Here is a 17,571-nt window from a genome sequence, read left to right as displayed (position 1 = left end):
ATCATGCAAATGGACAGTTTACAGGCGGCGAACGCGCCACGTCGGGTGGTGGTCACCGGTTATGGTGCGGTCACGCCATTGGGGATGAATGCCGCTGAAAGCTGGGCGGCCATCATGGACTACAAACCCGGCTATCGCTATTGCGACAAGTCTGCCGCAGGGATCAAATCCCGTTTTTACGGGCTGATCGATGAAGAACCTTCACTCAACGGCGTTCCTGCCGCGATCCGCCGCCGCCTGCCGCGTTTCGCGCGGCTTACCCTGGCCGCCGCGCGGGAAGCCATGCAGATGGCCTTTGGTGATGAAAAGCCCGGGCAGCACTACGATCTGCGCGATTGCGGCGTCATCATGGGCACCGGCTGGGCGGGGCAGGACGAAACCCAGTTGCATTATGAGGACTTCCTGCGCACCGGCGTAGGATCGCCGTTTGGCTGTTTCTTCTCCATGCCCAACGCCGCCACGGCGGCCGTCAGTCTGTTGTGGGCGCTTCGGGGATACCAGAACACGCCGGTGGCCGCCTGTGCGACCGGCACCATCGCCGTGGGCGATGCCTTTGAGCTGATCCGCCAGGGGCGCGCCAACATGATGCTGGCAGGCGCAGGCGAGTCGCTGCGCTCGGATTCGGCGGTATGGAATATTGATGTGCTGGGCGCGCTGGCCAGTGAGCAAACGGCGTTAACCCGCGCCTGCTGCCCGTTTAGCCAGCATCGCAACGGCTTTGTCCTGAGCGAAGGGGCGGCGGTGCTGTGCCTGGAAGCGCGGGAATCCGCCATAGCGCGCGGTGCGACAATACTGGGCGAAATTCTCGGCTACGGCAATTACTCGGACGCCTTCGATTTTACCGCACCGGCTGACGACAAAATTGCCCGGGTTCAGACCATTCGCGGCGCGCTGAACCAGGCCGGTATTGACGCCAGTGCACTGGATTACATCAATGCGCACGGCACCTCGACGCCGCTTAACGATCTCAACGAAACCGAGGCGCTCAAAATGGCGCTGGGTGAGGCGGCGGCTTATGCCACGCCCTGTTCCAGTACCAAATCCTATAGCGGTCATCTGATCGCGGCCGCAGGCAGCTTTGAATCCATTATCTGCCTGCAGGCCTTACAGCATCAGATTATCCCCGCCACCTGCCATCTCGATGCGCCCGATCCGCAGTGCGATCTGGACTATGTGCCCAATAAGCACCGTCCGGCGGCGTTGAACACAACGCTCAACCTGAGTTTTGGCTTCGGCGGCGCGAACGCGGCGCTGGTTATCGGTCGGGGGGAATAAAGCATGTCGGTGCGTTATACGCTGCGTGACGCGGAGCGCTGGGCCGCGTTTTCCGGAGACCGCAATCCGATTCATTTTGATGCCGCCGAGGCGAGACGTCTCGGCCTGGACGGATTATGCGTCCACGGTATGCGCGCGCTGCTGGATGTGAAGGCCGGACTCAGCCAGGCGCTGGAAAAACACACATTGTGGTCGGACGGTCTGCTGTTCACCAGCCGGCTGCGCGATCCCGTGCTGTGTGCCATTCCCTATCAGCTGGCGTTAAACGAAACGCACACCGGTGACCGGGTACAGATCAGCGGCAACCTGGTTAACAGCTATACCCTGCAGAGCAGCATCAGCAGCAAGCTGACCGAGGCGAAACCGCTGGCGTTATCGCCGGTCAGCCAGGCGAAGACCCTGCGTGGGGCGGCGCTGGCGGCACTGTATCGCCAGTTTCAGGCGGTGGAAAATCTCCCTGTCCCGTTATGGAGCTTTTTCGATGCGGTGCTGTTTCGTCAACTGGTGAACGCCCCGGAAACGCTCGACACCGTACACCGTCTTCTGCCCGATCATCACGCGACCTGCCTGGGGGACATATTCAGCCGGGTACAGGTGGTGCAGACCCATCATCAGACCCATTTTTCGCCGTGGCTGCTCCAGACGGCGGGAAACGCGCTGCAATGTGAACCCTTGCATTATGCCATCCAGCCGACGCTGGTCATGGGCGAAAAAGCGGCCGGTCTGGTGTTAGTGACGGGCATTCAGGCATGGCGCATCAATGAGCCGCTGATGACCGTCACAGTGACGTTGAAAACCGGGCCGCTGGCTGAATAACAACACCTCTGAACACTAACTAAAAATTCGACCTGAACATAAGTAAATCATTGAACTAAAGGAATAAAAAATGGCTCAATTTGATGAAGTTTACACCAAGGTATGCGAGATGCTGTGTGATGCAAAAGATCTGGAGATGACCAGTCTCCGGCCGGACATGCCGCTGTATCTGCTGAAACTCGACAGTCTGGATTATGTGGAACTGATGGTGCTGGCGAAGCGAGAGTTTGGCGTCACGATTGAGGCCGAAATGTTCGCCAGTAACGTCAACATGACGCTGAGCGAGTTGTGCGAGTACCTCAGCGAAAAAAGCCAGTAAGCCATGCGTAATCAATGGATCTTAGTCACCGGTGGAAGCCGTGGGATTGGCCGTGCGACGGTATTGCGGCTGGCAAAACAGTGGAATGTGGTGTTCACCTGGTGCAAGGATGAAAGCGCAGCGCGCGAGGTGGAGCTTGCCTGTAAGGCGTTGCCCGGCAGGGTGGAAGGTTATCAATGTGACGGCGGGGATGAGCAGGCGGTGACCCGGCTGGCGACCGATCTGCTGGCGCGCTACGGCGCGCCCTATGCGTTGGTCCACAATGCCGGCATTACCCTTGATGCCCTGCACATTCATCAAACCCCGGCGAACTGGCGTAAGGTGATGGACACCAACCTGAATACTCTTTTCTACTGGAATCATCATCTGCTCGAACCCATGATGATGCAGGGGACAGGCTCGGTGGTGCTGATGTCGTCGGTGACCGGCGTGAAAGGCAACAGCGGGCAAAGCGCCTATGCGGCAAGCAAAGCCGCGATGATTGGGCTGGCGCGCACCTTAGCGGTGGAACTAGGTCGCTTTGGGGTGCGGGTCAACAGTCTGTTGCCTGGCTATATTGACACCCAGATTATGGCCACCATCCCCAACGCCAAACGGGCGGAACTGCGAAAAACTATTCCGCTGAAACGCTTTGGCAAAGTGGATGAAGTGGCGGGTGCCGTCGCCTGGCTGGTCAGTGACGACAGCACCTATATGACCGGTCAAACCCTCATTCTGGATGGCGGTCTTTCTGCCTGATCCCCGGCCTGCTCTCTGCTCTGCTTAAACAGGACGTGACCCGTCCTGTTTTTTTTACTGACGACCACCTGTCAGGCGCGTTCTGCCTCTTTCCTGCTGGCTATCCTTAACCTGTCCCTTCTGCGGCTGATTGCACTCAACGGCACTCAATGCGGCGGGCAAAAGGGGCCTTTCGCCGGGTCAGTCAGCCTTGTCTAAAAAACGTTGCACGGCTCTTATCGAATCCGGCGCGGGATCTGAGATAAATCCTTGTAAATACGTGCGCCTAAATTAAGTCATCCCGGCCAGAAAAGCACAGAAAGGGTGGGCATAAGCCGTTAGTCAGGCGTTTTAGGTCGTGCGGTAACGGCGTTGATGTTAAATAAAACCATTAATCCATAGATTAAATGCTGTGCGAAATTTAAAATGTTAATGTAATTAAATCCCTCGGTTATATCCTCACAGTTTCACGGGGATTAATCCCGCCGTTTTTTTCATTGCCTTCTGTTTGATGTATTGTCTGTTAAGACGTATATTAAAAATACATCCGTAAGTTATTCACGTGTTACGTAAAGGAGGTTTTATAAACAGCCGGGAAAACTGATCGCTATTATTGTACAAAACATCCTTCGCACGCGCTGTATTAAAGCGCGCGTATTGACCCTGTCAGAAAAGCATTTCTGAGTGAATGCCACCGAACGGAATGTTTATCTGAGACCACATGAATATGAAGAGACACTATGAAAAATCGTAAATACCTGACGCCGTCTGAAGTCGAGAAGCTGCTTGAAGCGACCCTGCACGGCAAGCACCCAGAGCGGGATTACTGCCTGATCTGGATGTGTTTCATCCACGGCTGTAGAGTCAGTGAAATCAGCAGCTGGCGACTGTCCGATATCGATATAGAGGGGAATAATATTTATATTCATCGATTAAAAAACGGCTTTTCTACCGTTCATCCGCTTTACCGACGTGAACGTAAATCATTATCGCTGTGGATGAATAAAAGAAATCATTATCGTGGTGCGGAAACAGACTGGTTATTTCTTTCTAACCGAGGCACAAAATTATCCCGGCAACGCATTTACTGGTTAATCCGAAATTATAGTCAGGCGGCAAATCTGACAATTAATGCGCATCCTCATATGTTAAGACATGGCTGTGGTTTTGCGCTGGCTGACCGGGGAATAGATACCCGTTTGATTCAGGATTATTTAGGTCATCGTAATATACAGAACACCGTTATCTATACGGCAAGTAACGCGCAGCGATTCAAAGAAGTGTGGTAAATAAGCTGTAACGAGTTATTACAATGGAGTCATTTTGAACTAAATTGGAGCTTACTTTAGTGAGCTGTTATATTCCTGTCAATACTGTTTGTATTATCGAGTAACATTTTATTTTAATTATTTAAATTTCAAAGTGTTATGTGAAGATTTTCTGTTTAATTACCTCCCTGCACCCCTCGGTTTTTTCTTATCTCTGTGTCACCCCTTTATATTCCGCATTACGTTAGCTTAAAAAATACTATATCTATATCTTTTTAAATCGTTGTTTTTAAGTGTTTTATCCTGAGTTATTCCTGTTTTAAGGTGTAAAAAACCAAAGGAGTCACTTTAGTTCAAAATGAATCGTTTGTCTTTCGGGTAAAACCGTTCGGCGGTTTATTAATTTGAGACGGAGTCTCATGAACTAAATAAAGGAATGACAGATGGTTTTGTCATAACGAATTCGATCGCCGCGTTAAAGGCATATCGATTTTAATTGTTTACAGGATAATTCTCGTGAAAAAAACGCTTATTGCTATTGCTCTGATGGCGACTTCCGCTATTTCTTCTTCTGCTTTCGCTTCTGATGGCGCCGTGAACTTCACCGGAACCATTACCGATGCAGCCTGTACGATTGACACCGCGTCTCAGAACCAGGACGTGTTCCTGGGCAACATCGCACGTACCGCTTTCGCGGGTGCTGGTTCTCTGGCTGCGCCGAAGAAATTCACTCTGGTCCTGACTAACTGCCCTGACACCGTAACGGGTGCAACCGTGCGTTTTGACGGTACCCAGGTTTCTGGCGACAACAGCATTCTGGCCCTGACCGCTGGCGACAGCACAGCAACAGGTGTGGGTGTGCAGATTTCTGACAGCCAGAACCGGGTCGTCCCGCTGTATGAAGACTCTTCGGTTTACCCTCTGGTCAGCACCGGTCCTAACAACCTGGACTTCAGTGCGCGCTACATCTCCGTGGCGGATTCCGTCACCGTGGGTGATGCAAACGCGGTAACCCAGTTCACCGTCGTTTATCAGTAATTTCGCGTTCGTAGTAGCAGATCAGAGGCCGCTGTTGCCTCTGATCTTTTTGAATGTTTCAGGGCAGGTAGGGACACCATGAAGAATTGGCGCAAAACAGCGTTGGCAGTGGTATTAACGACTTTTTGCACGATCGCGCAGGCTGGCGTCGTCGTCGGCGGCACGCGTCTGATCTATGACGGTGCAAACAAAGAGTCATCCATCAATATCAGTAATCCCGACAAAAACGTGTACTTGATCCAGTCATGGGTGGACAGCGGGGATACCGCGCCGGGCGCACAGGCGAATAAAGCCCCGTTTATCGTGACGCCGCCGTTATTCCGTCTGGACGGGAATCAGCAAAACATTTTGCGCGTGGTACGGGCGGGTGGCGATCTGCCAGAGAACAAAGAGTCGCTGTTCTGGCTCAATATCAAATCCATTCCTTCTGTAGAGAAGCGGCAAAACACCCTGCAAATTGCGGTGAAAACGCGTATCAAACTGATTTTCCGTCCGGCTGGTCTGAAAAGCACGCTGGAAGAGGCGGCCAAAACGCTGACCTGGAAACGAGTGGGTAACCAGCTTCAGGTGACGAATCCCTCTCCGCATTACATCACCTTTTTCAACGTCAGGATCAACGGCACTGACGTCAAAAATGCCACCCTGGTCGCCCCTGAGTCCGATGCCATGTTCGATTTGCCGGCCAGCGTCGCCGGCGGATCGCTGACCTGGCAGTTTATCAATGACTATGGCGGTACCAGCAAGGTTCTGACGGGCAGTCTCTGATCTCGTCGTCGGGGGGCGCATTACGCCTGTCGCCTATAAGGAAGTGATGCACGCAGGCGCCAAACTGCGTGATGAGTTGGAACAAACACAATGAAAAAAATAACAAATATTCCTGCGTCAGCCGGTTTCAAACTGTCCTGCCTTGCACAGCTCGTGGCCTGTCAGGTTGCGCTGTTCATCGGCGGAACGGGCGTGGTCAGTGCAGCGGAATACTTCAACCCGGCCTTATTAGAAATCGATAACCCTGTTCAGGGAAAAGCGGATTTATCCATTTTCGAAGACGGCGAATTGCAGCCACCCGGCACCTATCGTGTGGATATTTATCTTAATGGTTCCGAGGTCGATACACAGGATGTCACCTTTACCCTTGCAACGGATGCGTCCGGTAAGCAACGCCTTCAGCCCTGTCTGAGTGGCGAGCAGTTGCGGGAGATGGGCGTAAGAATTGGCATGTTCCCGGATATTCAGGCCACCGATGCCTGCGCCAATTTTACCGAGGCAATAGCGCAATCCTCCGCAATATTCCGTTTTGATCAGCAGCGGCTGGAACTGAGCATTCCGCAGGCGGCGTTAAATTCGCAAGCGCGCGGTTATGTCTCGCCAGCGCTGTGGGACCCGGGCATTCCGGCATTGCTGCTCAATTACAGCTTCAGCGGTGCCAACACCGAAGCGCGGGAAAATGATGCCCGAAACACGAATACCTATTATCTGAACCTGCGTTCCGGCGCAAACCTTGGTGCCTGGCGTCTGCGCAACTATTCAACGTGGAACCGGGACAGCAAAGGTCAAGACAGCTGGAACTCCATCAATACTTACCTGCAACGCGATATCCAGATACTGCGGAGTCAGCTGACGCTGGGCGACAGTAACTCGCCAACGGAAGTGTTTGATACCGTGCCTTTCCGTGGCATTCAACTCGCGTCTGACGACGATATGTTACCAGACAGCAAGAAGGGCTATTCGCCTGTCGTACGCGGCATCGCGCAGAGTAATGCCCAGGTCACCATCCGCCAGAACGGCTATGTGATCTATCAGAGCTATGTTCCTGCCGGGCCGTTTGCCATTTCTGACCTTTATCCAACGGCGGGCAGTGGCGATCTGAATGTGACCATCAAAGAAGCGGACGGCACCGAACGCACCCTGATCGTTCCTTTTGCTTCCGTACCGGTTCTTCAGCGTGAAGGGCACCTGAAATACAGCTTCACCAGCGGTCAGTACCGGTCGTACAACGATGAGGTCGAAAAAACGCCCTTTACGCAGGGCACCGCCATCTATGGTTTGCCGCATGGCGCGACCGTCTACGGCGGGCTGCAGGCTGCGAGTAAATACCAGTCGCTGGCCCTCGGTCTGGGGCAAAATATGGGGCGCATCGGGGCACTCTCTGCTGACGTGACCCAGGCGTGGAGCCGCCAGGAGAATGCCGCGAAAGAAAACGGGCAGTCCTATCGCCTGCGCTACGGTAAGAGCTTCGTTGAAACCGGAACCAACTTCAGCCTTGCCAGTTACCGTTATTCGACGGCGGGATTTTATACCCTGCAGGAAGCGCTCGAAAGTTACGGCAGAGGCAATGACGATAACCGCGATCACAAGAAGAGCCGTGCCGAACTCACGCTCAGCCAGAACTTATGGCAGCAGGGGGGCGCACTCTCGCTGAGCCTGGTGAAAGAAGCCTACTGGAATAACAACCGCTCCAGTGAATCGGCCAGCATCGGCTACAACAACACCTGGAAAGGGATCTCATACGGTGTGAACTACAGCTATAACCGCAACGGCATGGACGGCAATGGCAACCGCACCTATTACACCGACCAGATTATCGCCCTGAACCTCAGTGTGCCATTGAGCAAATGGCTGCCGGGAAGTTATGCCACCTATAACCTGAACAGCAGCAAAAATGGCAATACCTCGCATAACGTGGGCCTCAGCGGGACGGCGTTACGTGACGACAACCTGAATTACAGCCTCAGTCAGGGTTACACCACTCAGGGGCAAGGCGCGAACGGTTACGCCAGTGCCGACTATAAAGGCACTTACGGCGAAATGAACGCCGGTTACGGCTATGACCACAGCCAGCGCCGCATGGATTATGGCCTGCAGGGCGGCATTGTGGTCCATGAAAATGGGGTCACGCTTTCACAGCCCCTGAGCGAAACGCTGGTGTTGGTGAAAGCCCCGGGCGCGAACGATGTGAGCATCGCCAGCAATACCGGGGTAAGAACCGACTGGCGCGGTTATGCCGTCGTACCTTACGCCACCGCCTATCGCCGTAACCAGATTTCGCTTGATACCGCGACCTTGCCGGACAACGTGGATATGACGCTGACCAGTGCGTCGGTCATCCCCACGCGGGGGGCCGTGGTGCGTGCAGACTTCAAGCCAAACGTGGGCCAACGCGTGCTGATGACGCTCACCCGCGCTAACGGCGAGCCGGTGCCGTTTGGCGCAACCGCGGGCATTGATGATGACAAAAAGAGCACTGGCAGCATTGTCGGCGACGGTGGGCAGGTTTATCTGTCGGGCATGCCGGATAGCGGAACGCTGACGGTGAAATGGGGGACTGCGGCGGCACAGACCTGCCGGGTGAGTTATCGCCTGAATGAACAGTCGGCCACCTCGGGGATTCAACTTATTAATGGAGCCTGCCGGTAAGGCGGAACAGGGATATGAACGAACGCATGCAGACCTTTATTCTGGACACGACCTCACACCGCAATTCGTTGCGCCGTTCTTACGGGGGCAAACGCGCAGCCTGGCTTTGCCTGGCGCTGGCGGGCGGCATGTTAAGTGCCCAGGCGCAGGCAAGTGATTGCGCCCCGACAGACGGGACAAAATCGTACAACTTCAATATGTCTTACCTGCTGGCGGACCCGTCACAGAACACCACGGGCAGGGTGATTAACAATGCCTATCAGTGGAATCTCAGCGGGAACTACAACGTGACCTGCTCATGTACCGGCAGCTATACCGGGGCCTACGTCACGGCAAAAGTGCCGGATACCGGGCTGGTCTACAGCGACGGTAATCTCAACTATTACAGCATCAATGAATATCTGGCGGTGGCCAGCGAGGTTTACATCGCCGGCGGTTATGGTGCAAACAGGGCAACACCGTTCACCAGCGTCAGCAACCTGAACAGCGCCACCAACTGCGGCAGGTATCCTTACGCCACCGGCTCACGCGGTTCGATCTCACTGTATTTTCAGCGGCCCTTTGTCGGCGAACAAACCATTCCTCTGACGAAGGTGGTTGATGTTTATCTCGCTTCAGATCCGACAACGCAGTCTGGCGTACCGGTTTCAACCGTCTGGATGAGCGGCACGGTAACCGTGCCGCAATCCTGCGAGATCAATGGCGGGGGCGTGATCACCGTTCCTTTCGGCGACATCATGTCAGGGGATATCGCCACCAAAGGGGAAATGGCGAAAAACTTTACGCCGAAGAACGTCAATTTCAACGTCGCCTGCACCAATATTTCCGAGGGCGTGAAGGTCAGCCTCTCTTTCCAGGGAACGCCAGATGCAAACGATCCGACGCTGCTGTCCACCACCAACCGCGACGTAGGCGTCAGGATTCAGGATACCGCTGGCACAACCATCGTGCCGCTGAGTGGACGCTTGCCGCTGAGGATGGATTACGCCTCGCAGGTCGGCACCTCGGGGATTAACTTATTTCCCGTTAACAGCACAGGTCAGGCACCTGAGACCGGGGATTTTTCGGCGACAGCGACGATTCGCGCCGAAATAGAGTAATTCCGTGATGCAACGCGTAAGGGAAACGAAAATGGTTAAGGAAGCAGCGTTCAGTTTGAGCAACAAAGCAAAAACGCCGGCGTTGATACTGTGGCTGACGGCCGTCATGTTGGCCTCGCCGGTGAGGGCGAATACCCAGCTTAATATTACTGGCAACATCAAAGCCTCGCCTTGTCACATTGACCTGCCAGCCAGCGGATTGAATGTGGATTTAGGCCAGAACATTTTAGCGACATCCCTGGCTGAGGCGGGCGCGTCAACCGACTGGCGACCCTTTTCGATTGTCCTGAGCGAATGCCCGGCATCGACGCGGGAGGCGACGATGACGCTGAACGGCGTGGCGGATGAGGTCGAAAGCACGATGTACGCGAATACAGGCACCGCCTCTCAGGTACAAATCGAGGTGCAAAGCCGTGACGGTGTGCCGCTCGGCAACGCCACGCAAAGGGTACAGCGCGTGGATAACGCCGGTCGTGGCACCACCTTCGAGATGCAGGCGCGCGCCTACAGTGCGCAGGGCAATGCCACGCCAGGAACCATTGTTGGAACCATGCAGGTCACCTTTACTTATCAGTAGTTGAAAGGGCACGAACAGAGAGAGGAAAACCCACACAGCACGTCCATCTTCTGGTCGAGAGGAGGCTGCCGTCAGGGCGCGTTACGAAGAAAACAAGGAGGTAAGATGAACGTCGTCACTCATTTAACACCAGACCCTACTCCATCAGGCACGTCGCCTGCCGGATCAGGGGTACTGATTATGGATGCCTGCCCGGCGACCGCGCTGGGCATAAAGCAGATCCTGGTCGGGTCATGCGGAATAACCGATGCCATCAGCTATGTGCAAAGCCTGGCGGGCATCTCATCGCGCGTGGCCAGCGCGCCGCCAGCGCTACTGATTATGGATATCTGCGGCGAAAAAGAGCGCATGCTGGATGGACTGCGCCTCTTGGGGCAACTGCATGAAACCTGCCCGGCCCTGAAGATCATTATCTGCACGGATTTCAGCGACTACCGGATACTTGAGATGCTTGTCTCCTCGAAAGCGCACGGCATTTTGTTAAAACACGAACCGGCACTCGCGCTGGCGCAGGGTGTCACCCGATGTCTCGCTGGCGAGCGGCAGTGGCTAAGCCCCAAAGTGCAGCAGTTGCTGGCAAAGACCACCCCGAAAAATACCGCGCTGACGGCCAGAGAGCTGGATGTTCTCGCTTACCTGTTTTCCGGCCTGAGCGTTTCCCGGGTGGCGCAGGCGCTTCATCGCGATATCCGAACCATCAGTACCCATAAGCGCAATGCCATGGTGAAGCTGGGTTTTCACAATGACAGTGAACTCTTTGCGCAGGGCACCTGGATGGCGCAAATCGGTCCCGCTACCGGACTTTAAGCGTTCCCTCTGGATGTGTTTCTTAATGGATAAACGGCCGGCAGCCCCGGCCTGCAAGGAGCAACCGCCTGATGAATCAGACCTGCACATCGCCCCGCACCGTGGCGCTAATGGACAGCCATCCTTTAACGCTCGCTGGCCTCTCGACGCTCATTGAGTCTGTCGATACAGACTGTGACATCATCATTCGGGAACCGAGCCTGGGCAAAATGTTCGATGCCCTGATGTACCAGTCCGTGGATATCCTTATCACCGACTTGCAGAGCGCGGAGGAGACGCTCCAGGAAGGCATTGATCTCTTACTGCGCCTGAACGCGCAATTCCCCGACATGAATATCGTGGTGTATACCTCATGCCATGACAGTAACGGACTGCGGACCTTACTGAATCACTACAATATCAGCGTGATCGCACGCGGGGAATCCCTGGTCAATACACAGGAATTCTTCAAACAGGCGTTTGAGCAGAAGCGTGTACTCAGCCCCAAAATCTGCTGTGACCTTGCGCGAATCAATGAAACCCATCACTGCACGCCGTCGAAATTAACGCGCAGCGAACGTGATGTTTTAAGGCACCTTTTTAATGGCATGGATTTGCAACAGATTGCGCGGATGAAGCAGTTAAGTATCAAGACGATTAGCGCCCATAAATGCAATGCGATGCGAAAACTCGATGTCAGGACCGACGCAGAGTTGTTTCTACAGTTAAATACTATGTTTAATCAAGGATTCGATTTCTCATGATCCAACACGCGCATTTGAGCAGCCTGTGTCAATGTGTTCGTAATAAGGCACCGATTATCGTCCTTTCTGATAATTACTGGTTGTATTTCGGTGTCTCACAACTGTACCCGCATTCGAAGGTTATCCACGTCAGGTTTCTTGATGAAGCGCTTTATCGCAAGTTATGGGGTAATGCTGATTCAGTCATATTAATTATTGATAACGATATCTTTATTCAGGGTGAGTGGTTATCGATGCTGGGGATGTTTGAGGTCTGTACGTTCCTGAAAATCATCTGGCTAAAAGGGGATAAAACCGGCGCATTTATTCCCGTCGATCATGCCAAAAGTTTTCTGGTCGAGAAGAAAAAAGCCCTTTTCGAATTTGAGCGTGATTTGAATGACATTTTTTGCGGTCAGGAATTACGGATCGCGAAAAGTCCATGCACAAGTTTAACCAAAAAAGAGCGCTATATGATTAAATACCTGGCCGCCGACCAGGATATTCAGACCATCTCTGAGCGTGCCTGCTTATCCCTGAAGTCAGTCTACCATGTCCGATCAACACTGATGAGCAAGCTTGGCTTCGACAATGCGTATTTCTTTCAGCTTATCCTTTTCAAAAATATCGACATACTCTTTCCCTTTTTTACCAACAGAACGCACGCATTTCATGTCCAGCAGCGTCAGTGAGCCATGAGGCAGGTTGAACCTGTTGAGCCAGAAAAACAGGGTGCTTATTATTCCATGAGGTGACAACCGCACAGAATGGATAAGCGTTTTTCTACTAAAAAGGGAACGCTGAATGTCAGGCTGTCATTTAGCGACTGATCATTTTCCTCATCCTGTGGAACATCAGGTTTAAGATAAATACCAGCATAGATAAATGTATCTGATTGAATGCAGGGCTCAACGAATGCGCCCTTGCACAAGCAAAATGTTCTGGACAAAGTACCCTAGATTAAGTTGCTGTTTTCATGGGTTTTATTTGTCTTAAAATAATGCCGGTTTGATATGAATTATAAATAATCCTAAAAGCGGACGTTATGTTTTAATTTATTATTTTCAGTCTGTTATTGTTAACGTTGTTGGGGTAAATCATTCTTTTATTTTGTCTGTTTTATCATTTTTGCAGTTTAATATTCTGGTTGCTCCGTTTTTTATGGGGTTAAGTTCTTTAATATTCATATTTACGACAACTCCGCTGATTAAATATTACGTTTTTATAAAAACACACTTCCAAATATATTCATCTGTGTGATTTAATCTTTGGCCCATAAGCTTATGACAATACCCGAATTCGGATTCGCTACATCACAACCGATGATGCTTGTATGAATTTACATTGAAATAATTAACGGATGTAACAATTTGCTATGTGTTTTTTATGCGTTTATATCACCTTAAATAGGTAGGTGGATTGAAGGGAAGAAGGCTGTAATTATGTTGGTTATATTCTTATCTACAGTTTTTGTTTGAAATCTTATGGAAGAGTAAAAATAAAAAATGAAAAGAAGAAAATACCTGACGGTGAACGAGGTCGAAAGGTTGATCTCTGCCGTGGGCACCTCAAAAAACAGTGAAAGAAACCAATGCATGTTGCTGATGTGCTTTATACACGGACTCAGAGTCAGTGAGTTGTCGCAACTGAAACTGAGAGATGTGGAGATTTCCAATAAAATCATCTATATATCGAGGTTGAAGAATGGATTTTCAGTCCAGCATCCTTTGCAGCATCGCGAACTGTTAGCGTTAGAGGCCTGGATGCAGAAGCGTTCAAGCTATTTGGGTTCGGATTCTGAATATCTGTTTTTATCGCGACACGGTAAAAAAGTATCCAGGCAGCAGTTATACCGTATTTTCAAGGTGGCCGGTAAAGCCGCAAATATCAACATTGATGTGCATCCGCATATGTTCAGGCATGCATGCGGCTATGCCCTGGCGGATAAGGGATGTGATACGCGACTGATACAGGATTATTTAGGCCACAGGAATATTCAAAACACCGTCATTTACACGGCATCGAATGCTGCCCGTTTTAAATCTGTCGTGTTTTAGCCTGCGGGGGAATGTCTCTTTTAACGACCAGACCTGCGATGAGGAAAAAGACTCACGCCACCTGAGAGGTGGCGTGAGTCCTGATCGCTGGCGTGTTATTGCACCAGCAAAACCTGTCGGCAAGATGCTCCTGTGTCGGCTGGCAGGGGCGAAGTTATCGTGGCTGGTGTCTTCACTCTCCTTTACGCGAAAGTGATGGAGAGAACCTGAGTGCACTGGACTCCAGCGGAGAACGCCAACCCTTTCCTTGCCCCAACGATTTCTTTGCTGCTAAAGGTGAATTAAAGAAAATCTCCCTTGATACACCTTTGCTTAAACGTCTTGGGATGAACATGGCGGATTACTATTACGACGCAGAGTTTCTCTATCAAAAGCGTAAGGAAGACATTCTTAATACAATCTCGCTGGGCCAAATTATTCAGGTCAGATCGACCGGAACGATGATCGGCAATCGCCGCGTCTGGCAGGTTCGTTACCTTACCGGGGCATCCCGGACAGAAAAAACAGTCAGCATTCTGCATAACTACTCAGTATTTAATCAGGATTTCGCCGGTTTTCTTTCAGCCGTTCGGGCAGCCAATCCTGAAGCAGAAGTTGAAAAAATGACACGCTTGCGCCTGTAAACGTTGGAGGCTGCTATTTTCCAGTGAAAACCAAACGAGCCGCACGGGCTGCCTTGGGCGATATTTTTTGTGAGTATTACGGCTGTACGGAGACGGGAGTGAATGTTCTGTCAGATCCTGCTGACATGCTGGACTGCCCTGCGAGCGTGGGACGTCCTTATGACGGTAACCAGGTAAGGATTCTTGATGGCAACAATAACCCGCTCAATGCAGGAGAAAAAGGAAGAGTGGCTATCTCCAGTTATATGCTCATGGATGAGTACCATGACGGAAGTAAACCGTTCATGGTGCTTGAGGGGGAGCGCTACTTTCTGATGGCTGATTACGGCTATCTGGATGATAGCGGCAGGCTGTTTCTTATGAACCGTAACGGTGAAATCCATAGTCAACATGATGTTTACCGCATTGAGGAAAAAATTCGCGCGCTGTCATGTATTAGAGATGTAGCCCTGATCACGATCCAGCTTGAAGGTGTGAATCACATCAAGTGTATTTTCAGCACTGACCAGAATAATAAAGAGAAATTTATCCGCCTGTTTGAAAAAATCCATGAGGAGGCCGTCAAAACGGGAGTCATTAATTTTTCAGCCCACTGTGTTGACGACATCCCTTACAGCCCCAGCGGAAAAGTTCGGTTCAGTGAAATCATACGTATTCTTGATGCGGCATAAACAACCACTATCAGAATTTCTGATACCAGAATAAAAACTCGCGAATAGTTAATACATCGCAAATATGAAAATATAAAAACACTTCCTGCCTAATTTATTCTTAATACATGATGAAGGTGAATAAATGAATGTTTATATTAAAGGGCTGCTCTGCTGCTTCTTAGCCACGGTTTCATGGGGCGCGATGTTTCCTGTTATGACACAAGCGCTAACCAGAATCGATCCGTTTAATTTCACCACGCTCCGTTATGGCATCGCAGGTATTGCTTTCGCGCTCATGCTGATTTTTCGGGAAGGGCGTTCTGCTTTCAGGCTGAAGGGCGAAAAATGGGGACTGGCCTGGCTGTATGGAACGTTGGGATTTGCTGGATTTGGTTTTCTGGTGTTTTTGGGCCAGCATCTTGCAGGGCCAACTGGCGCACTGACCGCATCTATTATGATGGCAACGATGCCAATGTTGGGGCTACTTACTATCTGGGCACTGAAAAAGGTACGTCCACAAGCAAGTACCTTTGGATTTATTCTGCTGTCTTTTAGCGGCGTTGTGCTGGTCATCACCAACGGTAATGTGTCAGCAGTCCTGGACTCCCCAATGAGCGTAACGGCGAATCTGTTACTGATTGGTGGGGCACTCTGCTGGGTTTTGTATACCATCGGTGGAAGCTATTTTCCGGGCTGGAGTCCGCTGCGTTATACCACGCTAACGACGCTGCTGGGCATGACAAGCGTCATCAGCATTGATGTGCTGCTAATGGCTACAGGTAAGATTGCTGTGCCAGATACCGCTGCAATCATCTTTGTGATTCCGCACCTGCTTTACATGGCACTCGTCGCTGGTCTGATGGCTGTTTTGTGCTGGAACATAGGTAACCGGATTATCACCCCTACTAACGGCGTACTCTTTATGGATGTTGTTCCCGTCACCGCCTTTCTTGTGTCAGCACTGAACGGCGTGTTGCCAACGAATATGCAGATGATTGGTGCAGCAATCACCGCCACTGCATTGGTGCTCAACAACCTTAACCAGCGCAAAATGGCACGGCAGGCCGTAAACAACACCATCATGAAAACGTCTGTCGCCCGCCGCTGAGGCTCTTTATGCTCCTCTCCCAGCAAGAGGGGAGCTTTAAGGCCTCACGTTGTTACATGCCAAATATCTCTTACCGTCTCGATCAGCGCAGCCACCACGGGGGAGGTTTCTTTTTCACGGTCCCAGACAAAACAAAGCTGACTCACCGTTTTTTCGCCGGGCCAGATATACAACTCACCACTATCCTGAAGCGTAAGCGCAATATCCTCCCGCATAAGGGTGATACCGACTTCCATACCGACCAACTCAGCGAGCGTTTTTTCCTGATCAGCGATAATAGCAGGCCTTATCTCTATGCCGTGCCTTTGGAGAAAATCCCTGGCTATTGAACTGAAAGAACATTTTTCAGGCGTGGCAATCCATGGAAATTCTCGCAGATCATCCCAGCCAGCCGTCTCAAGTTGTGTTTTCCAGGCGCGGGGGCCAACAATACATAGCGTAATGGGTGAAACCACAATCATGCCTAATCGCTCTTCATGCACGTTGCCAATGATGAAACCCGCGTCCAGTTCACCGGCGAGCAAACTATCAATGATAAGGCCGGAGATATTCTGGCGGATTGTCAGACTGACGTTTTGATGCCGCTGACGCAGTTGGGTCAGAACCTGTGGCAGATTAAGGATCACTGGAACTGAAATCGTTCCGAGCGCACAAGTACCAATCGCATTAAGCGAGCGGGCCTTATTGACAAATTTACTGGCGGCCTCAAGCGCGAGGCGGGCTTCATCCCGCATGATTAAACCAGGTGCGGTTAGCGCCATACCTCGAGGGGTGCGCGTGAACAGTCGAACATTAAATTCTGTTTCGAGTGATTTTATATGGGCGCTTACCGCGGGCTGGCTGAGAAAAAGTAGACTGGCTGCTCTTGTAAGGCTTGCTGTTTCTGCGACGGTCACAAAGGTTCTGAGTTGGTTTAAATCCATTACGCTTCCCGCCTGTTGTCGTTAGATGATGCGTCAGTGTCTGTGACTGACTTAATTTACATTAGAAATTGTTACTTTACGTTAAAATACGAACGGCTATGCATCACTTTCCTGATGATGAAGTGATGGTCTGCTACCCTTTTTGTTCGGCAAT

General features: G+C 51.5%; 18 protein-coding genes. 17 read left to right on the top strand and 1 reads right to left on the bottom strand.

The features are described 5' to 3' along the window. Window positions 1-9: 9 nt before the first annotated feature. From QNH99_RS18965 to QNH99_RS18885, 17 genes are all read left to right on the top strand, one after another. Window positions 10-1,275, top strand: coding sequence for a beta-ketoacyl-[acyl-carrier-protein] synthase family protein (locus QNH99_RS18965; RefSeq protein WP_063881093.1), 1,266 nt, complete (start codon window positions 10-12; stop codon window positions 1,273-1,275). Window positions 1,276-1,278: 3 nt separating this feature from the next. Continuing rightward, window positions 1,279-2,091 carry a MaoC/PaaZ C-terminal domain-containing protein gene (locus tag QNH99_RS18960; protein WP_410515749.1) on the top strand — a complete coding sequence of 271 codons (813 nt, stop codon included), beginning with the start codon at window positions 1,279-1,281 and terminating at the stop codon, window positions 2,089-2,091. 70 nt (window positions 2,092-2,161) lie between these two features. Continuing rightward, a complete protein-coding gene (locus QNH99_RS18955) occupies window positions 2,162-2,410 on the top strand; it encodes an acyl carrier protein (RefSeq protein WP_063878245.1) in 249 nt (82 codons plus the stop codon). A 3-nt stretch (window positions 2,411-2,413) separates the two neighbouring features. Continuing rightward, complete coding sequence (locus QNH99_RS18950) at window positions 2,414-3,148, top strand: SDR family NAD(P)-dependent oxidoreductase (RefSeq protein ID WP_063878246.1); 735 nt, start codon at window positions 2,414-2,416, stop codon at window positions 3,146-3,148. A gap of 719 nt (window positions 3,149-3,867) precedes the next feature. Then, complete coding sequence (locus QNH99_RS18945; RefSeq protein ID WP_063878247.1) at window positions 3,868-4,416, top strand: tyrosine-type DNA invertase; 549 nt, start codon at window positions 3,868-3,870, stop codon at window positions 4,414-4,416. Window positions 4,417-4,911: 495 nt separating this feature from the next. Continuing rightward, complete coding sequence (locus QNH99_RS18940) at window positions 4,912-5,433, top strand: fimbrial protein (protein WP_063878248.1); 522 nt, start codon at window positions 4,912-4,914, stop codon at window positions 5,431-5,433. A 78-nt stretch (window positions 5,434-5,511) separates the two neighbouring features. Beyond that, window positions 5,512-6,198, top strand: a complete 687-nt coding sequence (locus QNH99_RS18935) for a fimbrial biogenesis chaperone (RefSeq protein ID WP_063878249.1) — start codon at window positions 5,512-5,514, stop codon at window positions 6,196-6,198. Window positions 6,199-6,288: 90 nt separating this feature from the next. Continuing rightward, window positions 6,289-8,847, top strand: a complete 2,559-nt coding sequence (locus QNH99_RS18930) for a fimbria/pilus outer membrane usher protein (protein WP_410517055.1) — start codon at window positions 6,289-6,291, stop codon at window positions 8,845-8,847. A gap of 14 nt (window positions 8,848-8,861) precedes the next feature. Beyond that, window positions 8,862-9,947: a fimbrial protein gene (locus QNH99_RS18925; RefSeq protein WP_241567435.1), complete on the top strand. Its 1,086-nt coding sequence runs from the start codon at window positions 8,862-8,864 to the stop codon at window positions 9,945-9,947. A gap of 31 nt (window positions 9,948-9,978) precedes the next feature. Further along, window positions 9,979-10,524: a fimbrial protein gene (locus QNH99_RS18920; RefSeq protein ID WP_172823886.1), complete on the top strand. Its 546-nt coding sequence runs from the start codon at window positions 9,979-9,981 to the stop codon at window positions 10,522-10,524. 105 nt (window positions 10,525-10,629) lie between these two features. Next, window positions 10,630-11,331 carry a response regulator transcription factor gene (locus QNH99_RS18915; RefSeq protein ID WP_241567437.1) on the top strand — a complete coding sequence of 234 codons (702 nt, stop codon included), beginning with the start codon at window positions 10,630-10,632 and terminating at the stop codon, window positions 11,329-11,331. Window positions 11,332-11,402: 71 nt separating this feature from the next. Further along, window positions 11,403-12,074 (top strand): LuxR C-terminal-related transcriptional regulator, encoded by a 672-nt coding sequence (locus QNH99_RS18910; RefSeq protein WP_410517054.1) that lies wholly within the window; start codon window positions 11,403-11,405, stop codon window positions 12,072-12,074. Further along, on the top strand, window positions 12,071-12,745 hold the full coding sequence (locus tag QNH99_RS18905) for a LuxR C-terminal-related transcriptional regulator (protein ID WP_063878252.1): 675 nt from the start codon (window positions 12,071-12,073) through the stop codon (window positions 12,743-12,745). The genes QNH99_RS18910 and QNH99_RS18905 overlap by 4 nt, the downstream gene beginning before the upstream one ends. Before the next feature lie 813 nt (window positions 12,746-13,558). After that, window positions 13,559-14,110 (top strand): tyrosine-type DNA invertase, encoded by a 552-nt coding sequence (locus QNH99_RS18900; RefSeq protein ID WP_063878253.1) that lies wholly within the window; start codon window positions 13,559-13,561, stop codon window positions 14,108-14,110. A 98-nt stretch (window positions 14,111-14,208) separates the two neighbouring features. Further along, the gene (locus QNH99_RS18895) at window positions 14,209-14,733 is read left to right on the top strand and encodes a hypothetical protein (protein ID WP_410517053.1); all 525 of its coding nucleotides are present in this window, start codon (window positions 14,209-14,211) and stop codon (window positions 14,731-14,733) included. A 23-nt stretch (window positions 14,734-14,756) separates the two neighbouring features. Then, window positions 14,757-15,404, top strand: a complete 648-nt coding sequence (locus QNH99_RS18890) for an AMP-binding protein (RefSeq protein ID WP_410517052.1) — start codon at window positions 14,757-14,759, stop codon at window positions 15,402-15,404. Between the two features lie 124 nt (window positions 15,405-15,528). Further along, window positions 15,529-16,494: a DMT family transporter gene (locus tag QNH99_RS18885; RefSeq protein ID WP_410517051.1), complete on the top strand. Its 966-nt coding sequence runs from the start codon at window positions 15,529-15,531 to the stop codon at window positions 16,492-16,494. A 44-nt stretch (window positions 16,495-16,538) separates the two neighbouring features. On the opposite strand, the gene QNH99_RS18880 is transcribed toward QNH99_RS18885, so the two are convergent. Next, on the bottom strand, window positions 16,539-17,417 hold the full coding sequence (locus tag QNH99_RS18880; protein WP_109716643.1) for a LysR family transcriptional regulator: 879 nt from the start codon (window positions 17,415-17,417) through the stop codon (window positions 16,539-16,541). Window positions 17,418-17,571: the final 154 nt, after the last annotated feature.

It is taken from the genome of Pantoea allii (genome assembly GCF_046529425.1).
Taxonomy (GTDB): domain Bacteria; phylum Pseudomonadota; class Gammaproteobacteria; order Enterobacterales; family Enterobacteriaceae; genus Pantoea; species Pantoea allii.
Note: the sequence above shows the minus strand (reverse complement) of the source record. Positions and strands in the feature narration are given on the sequence as shown.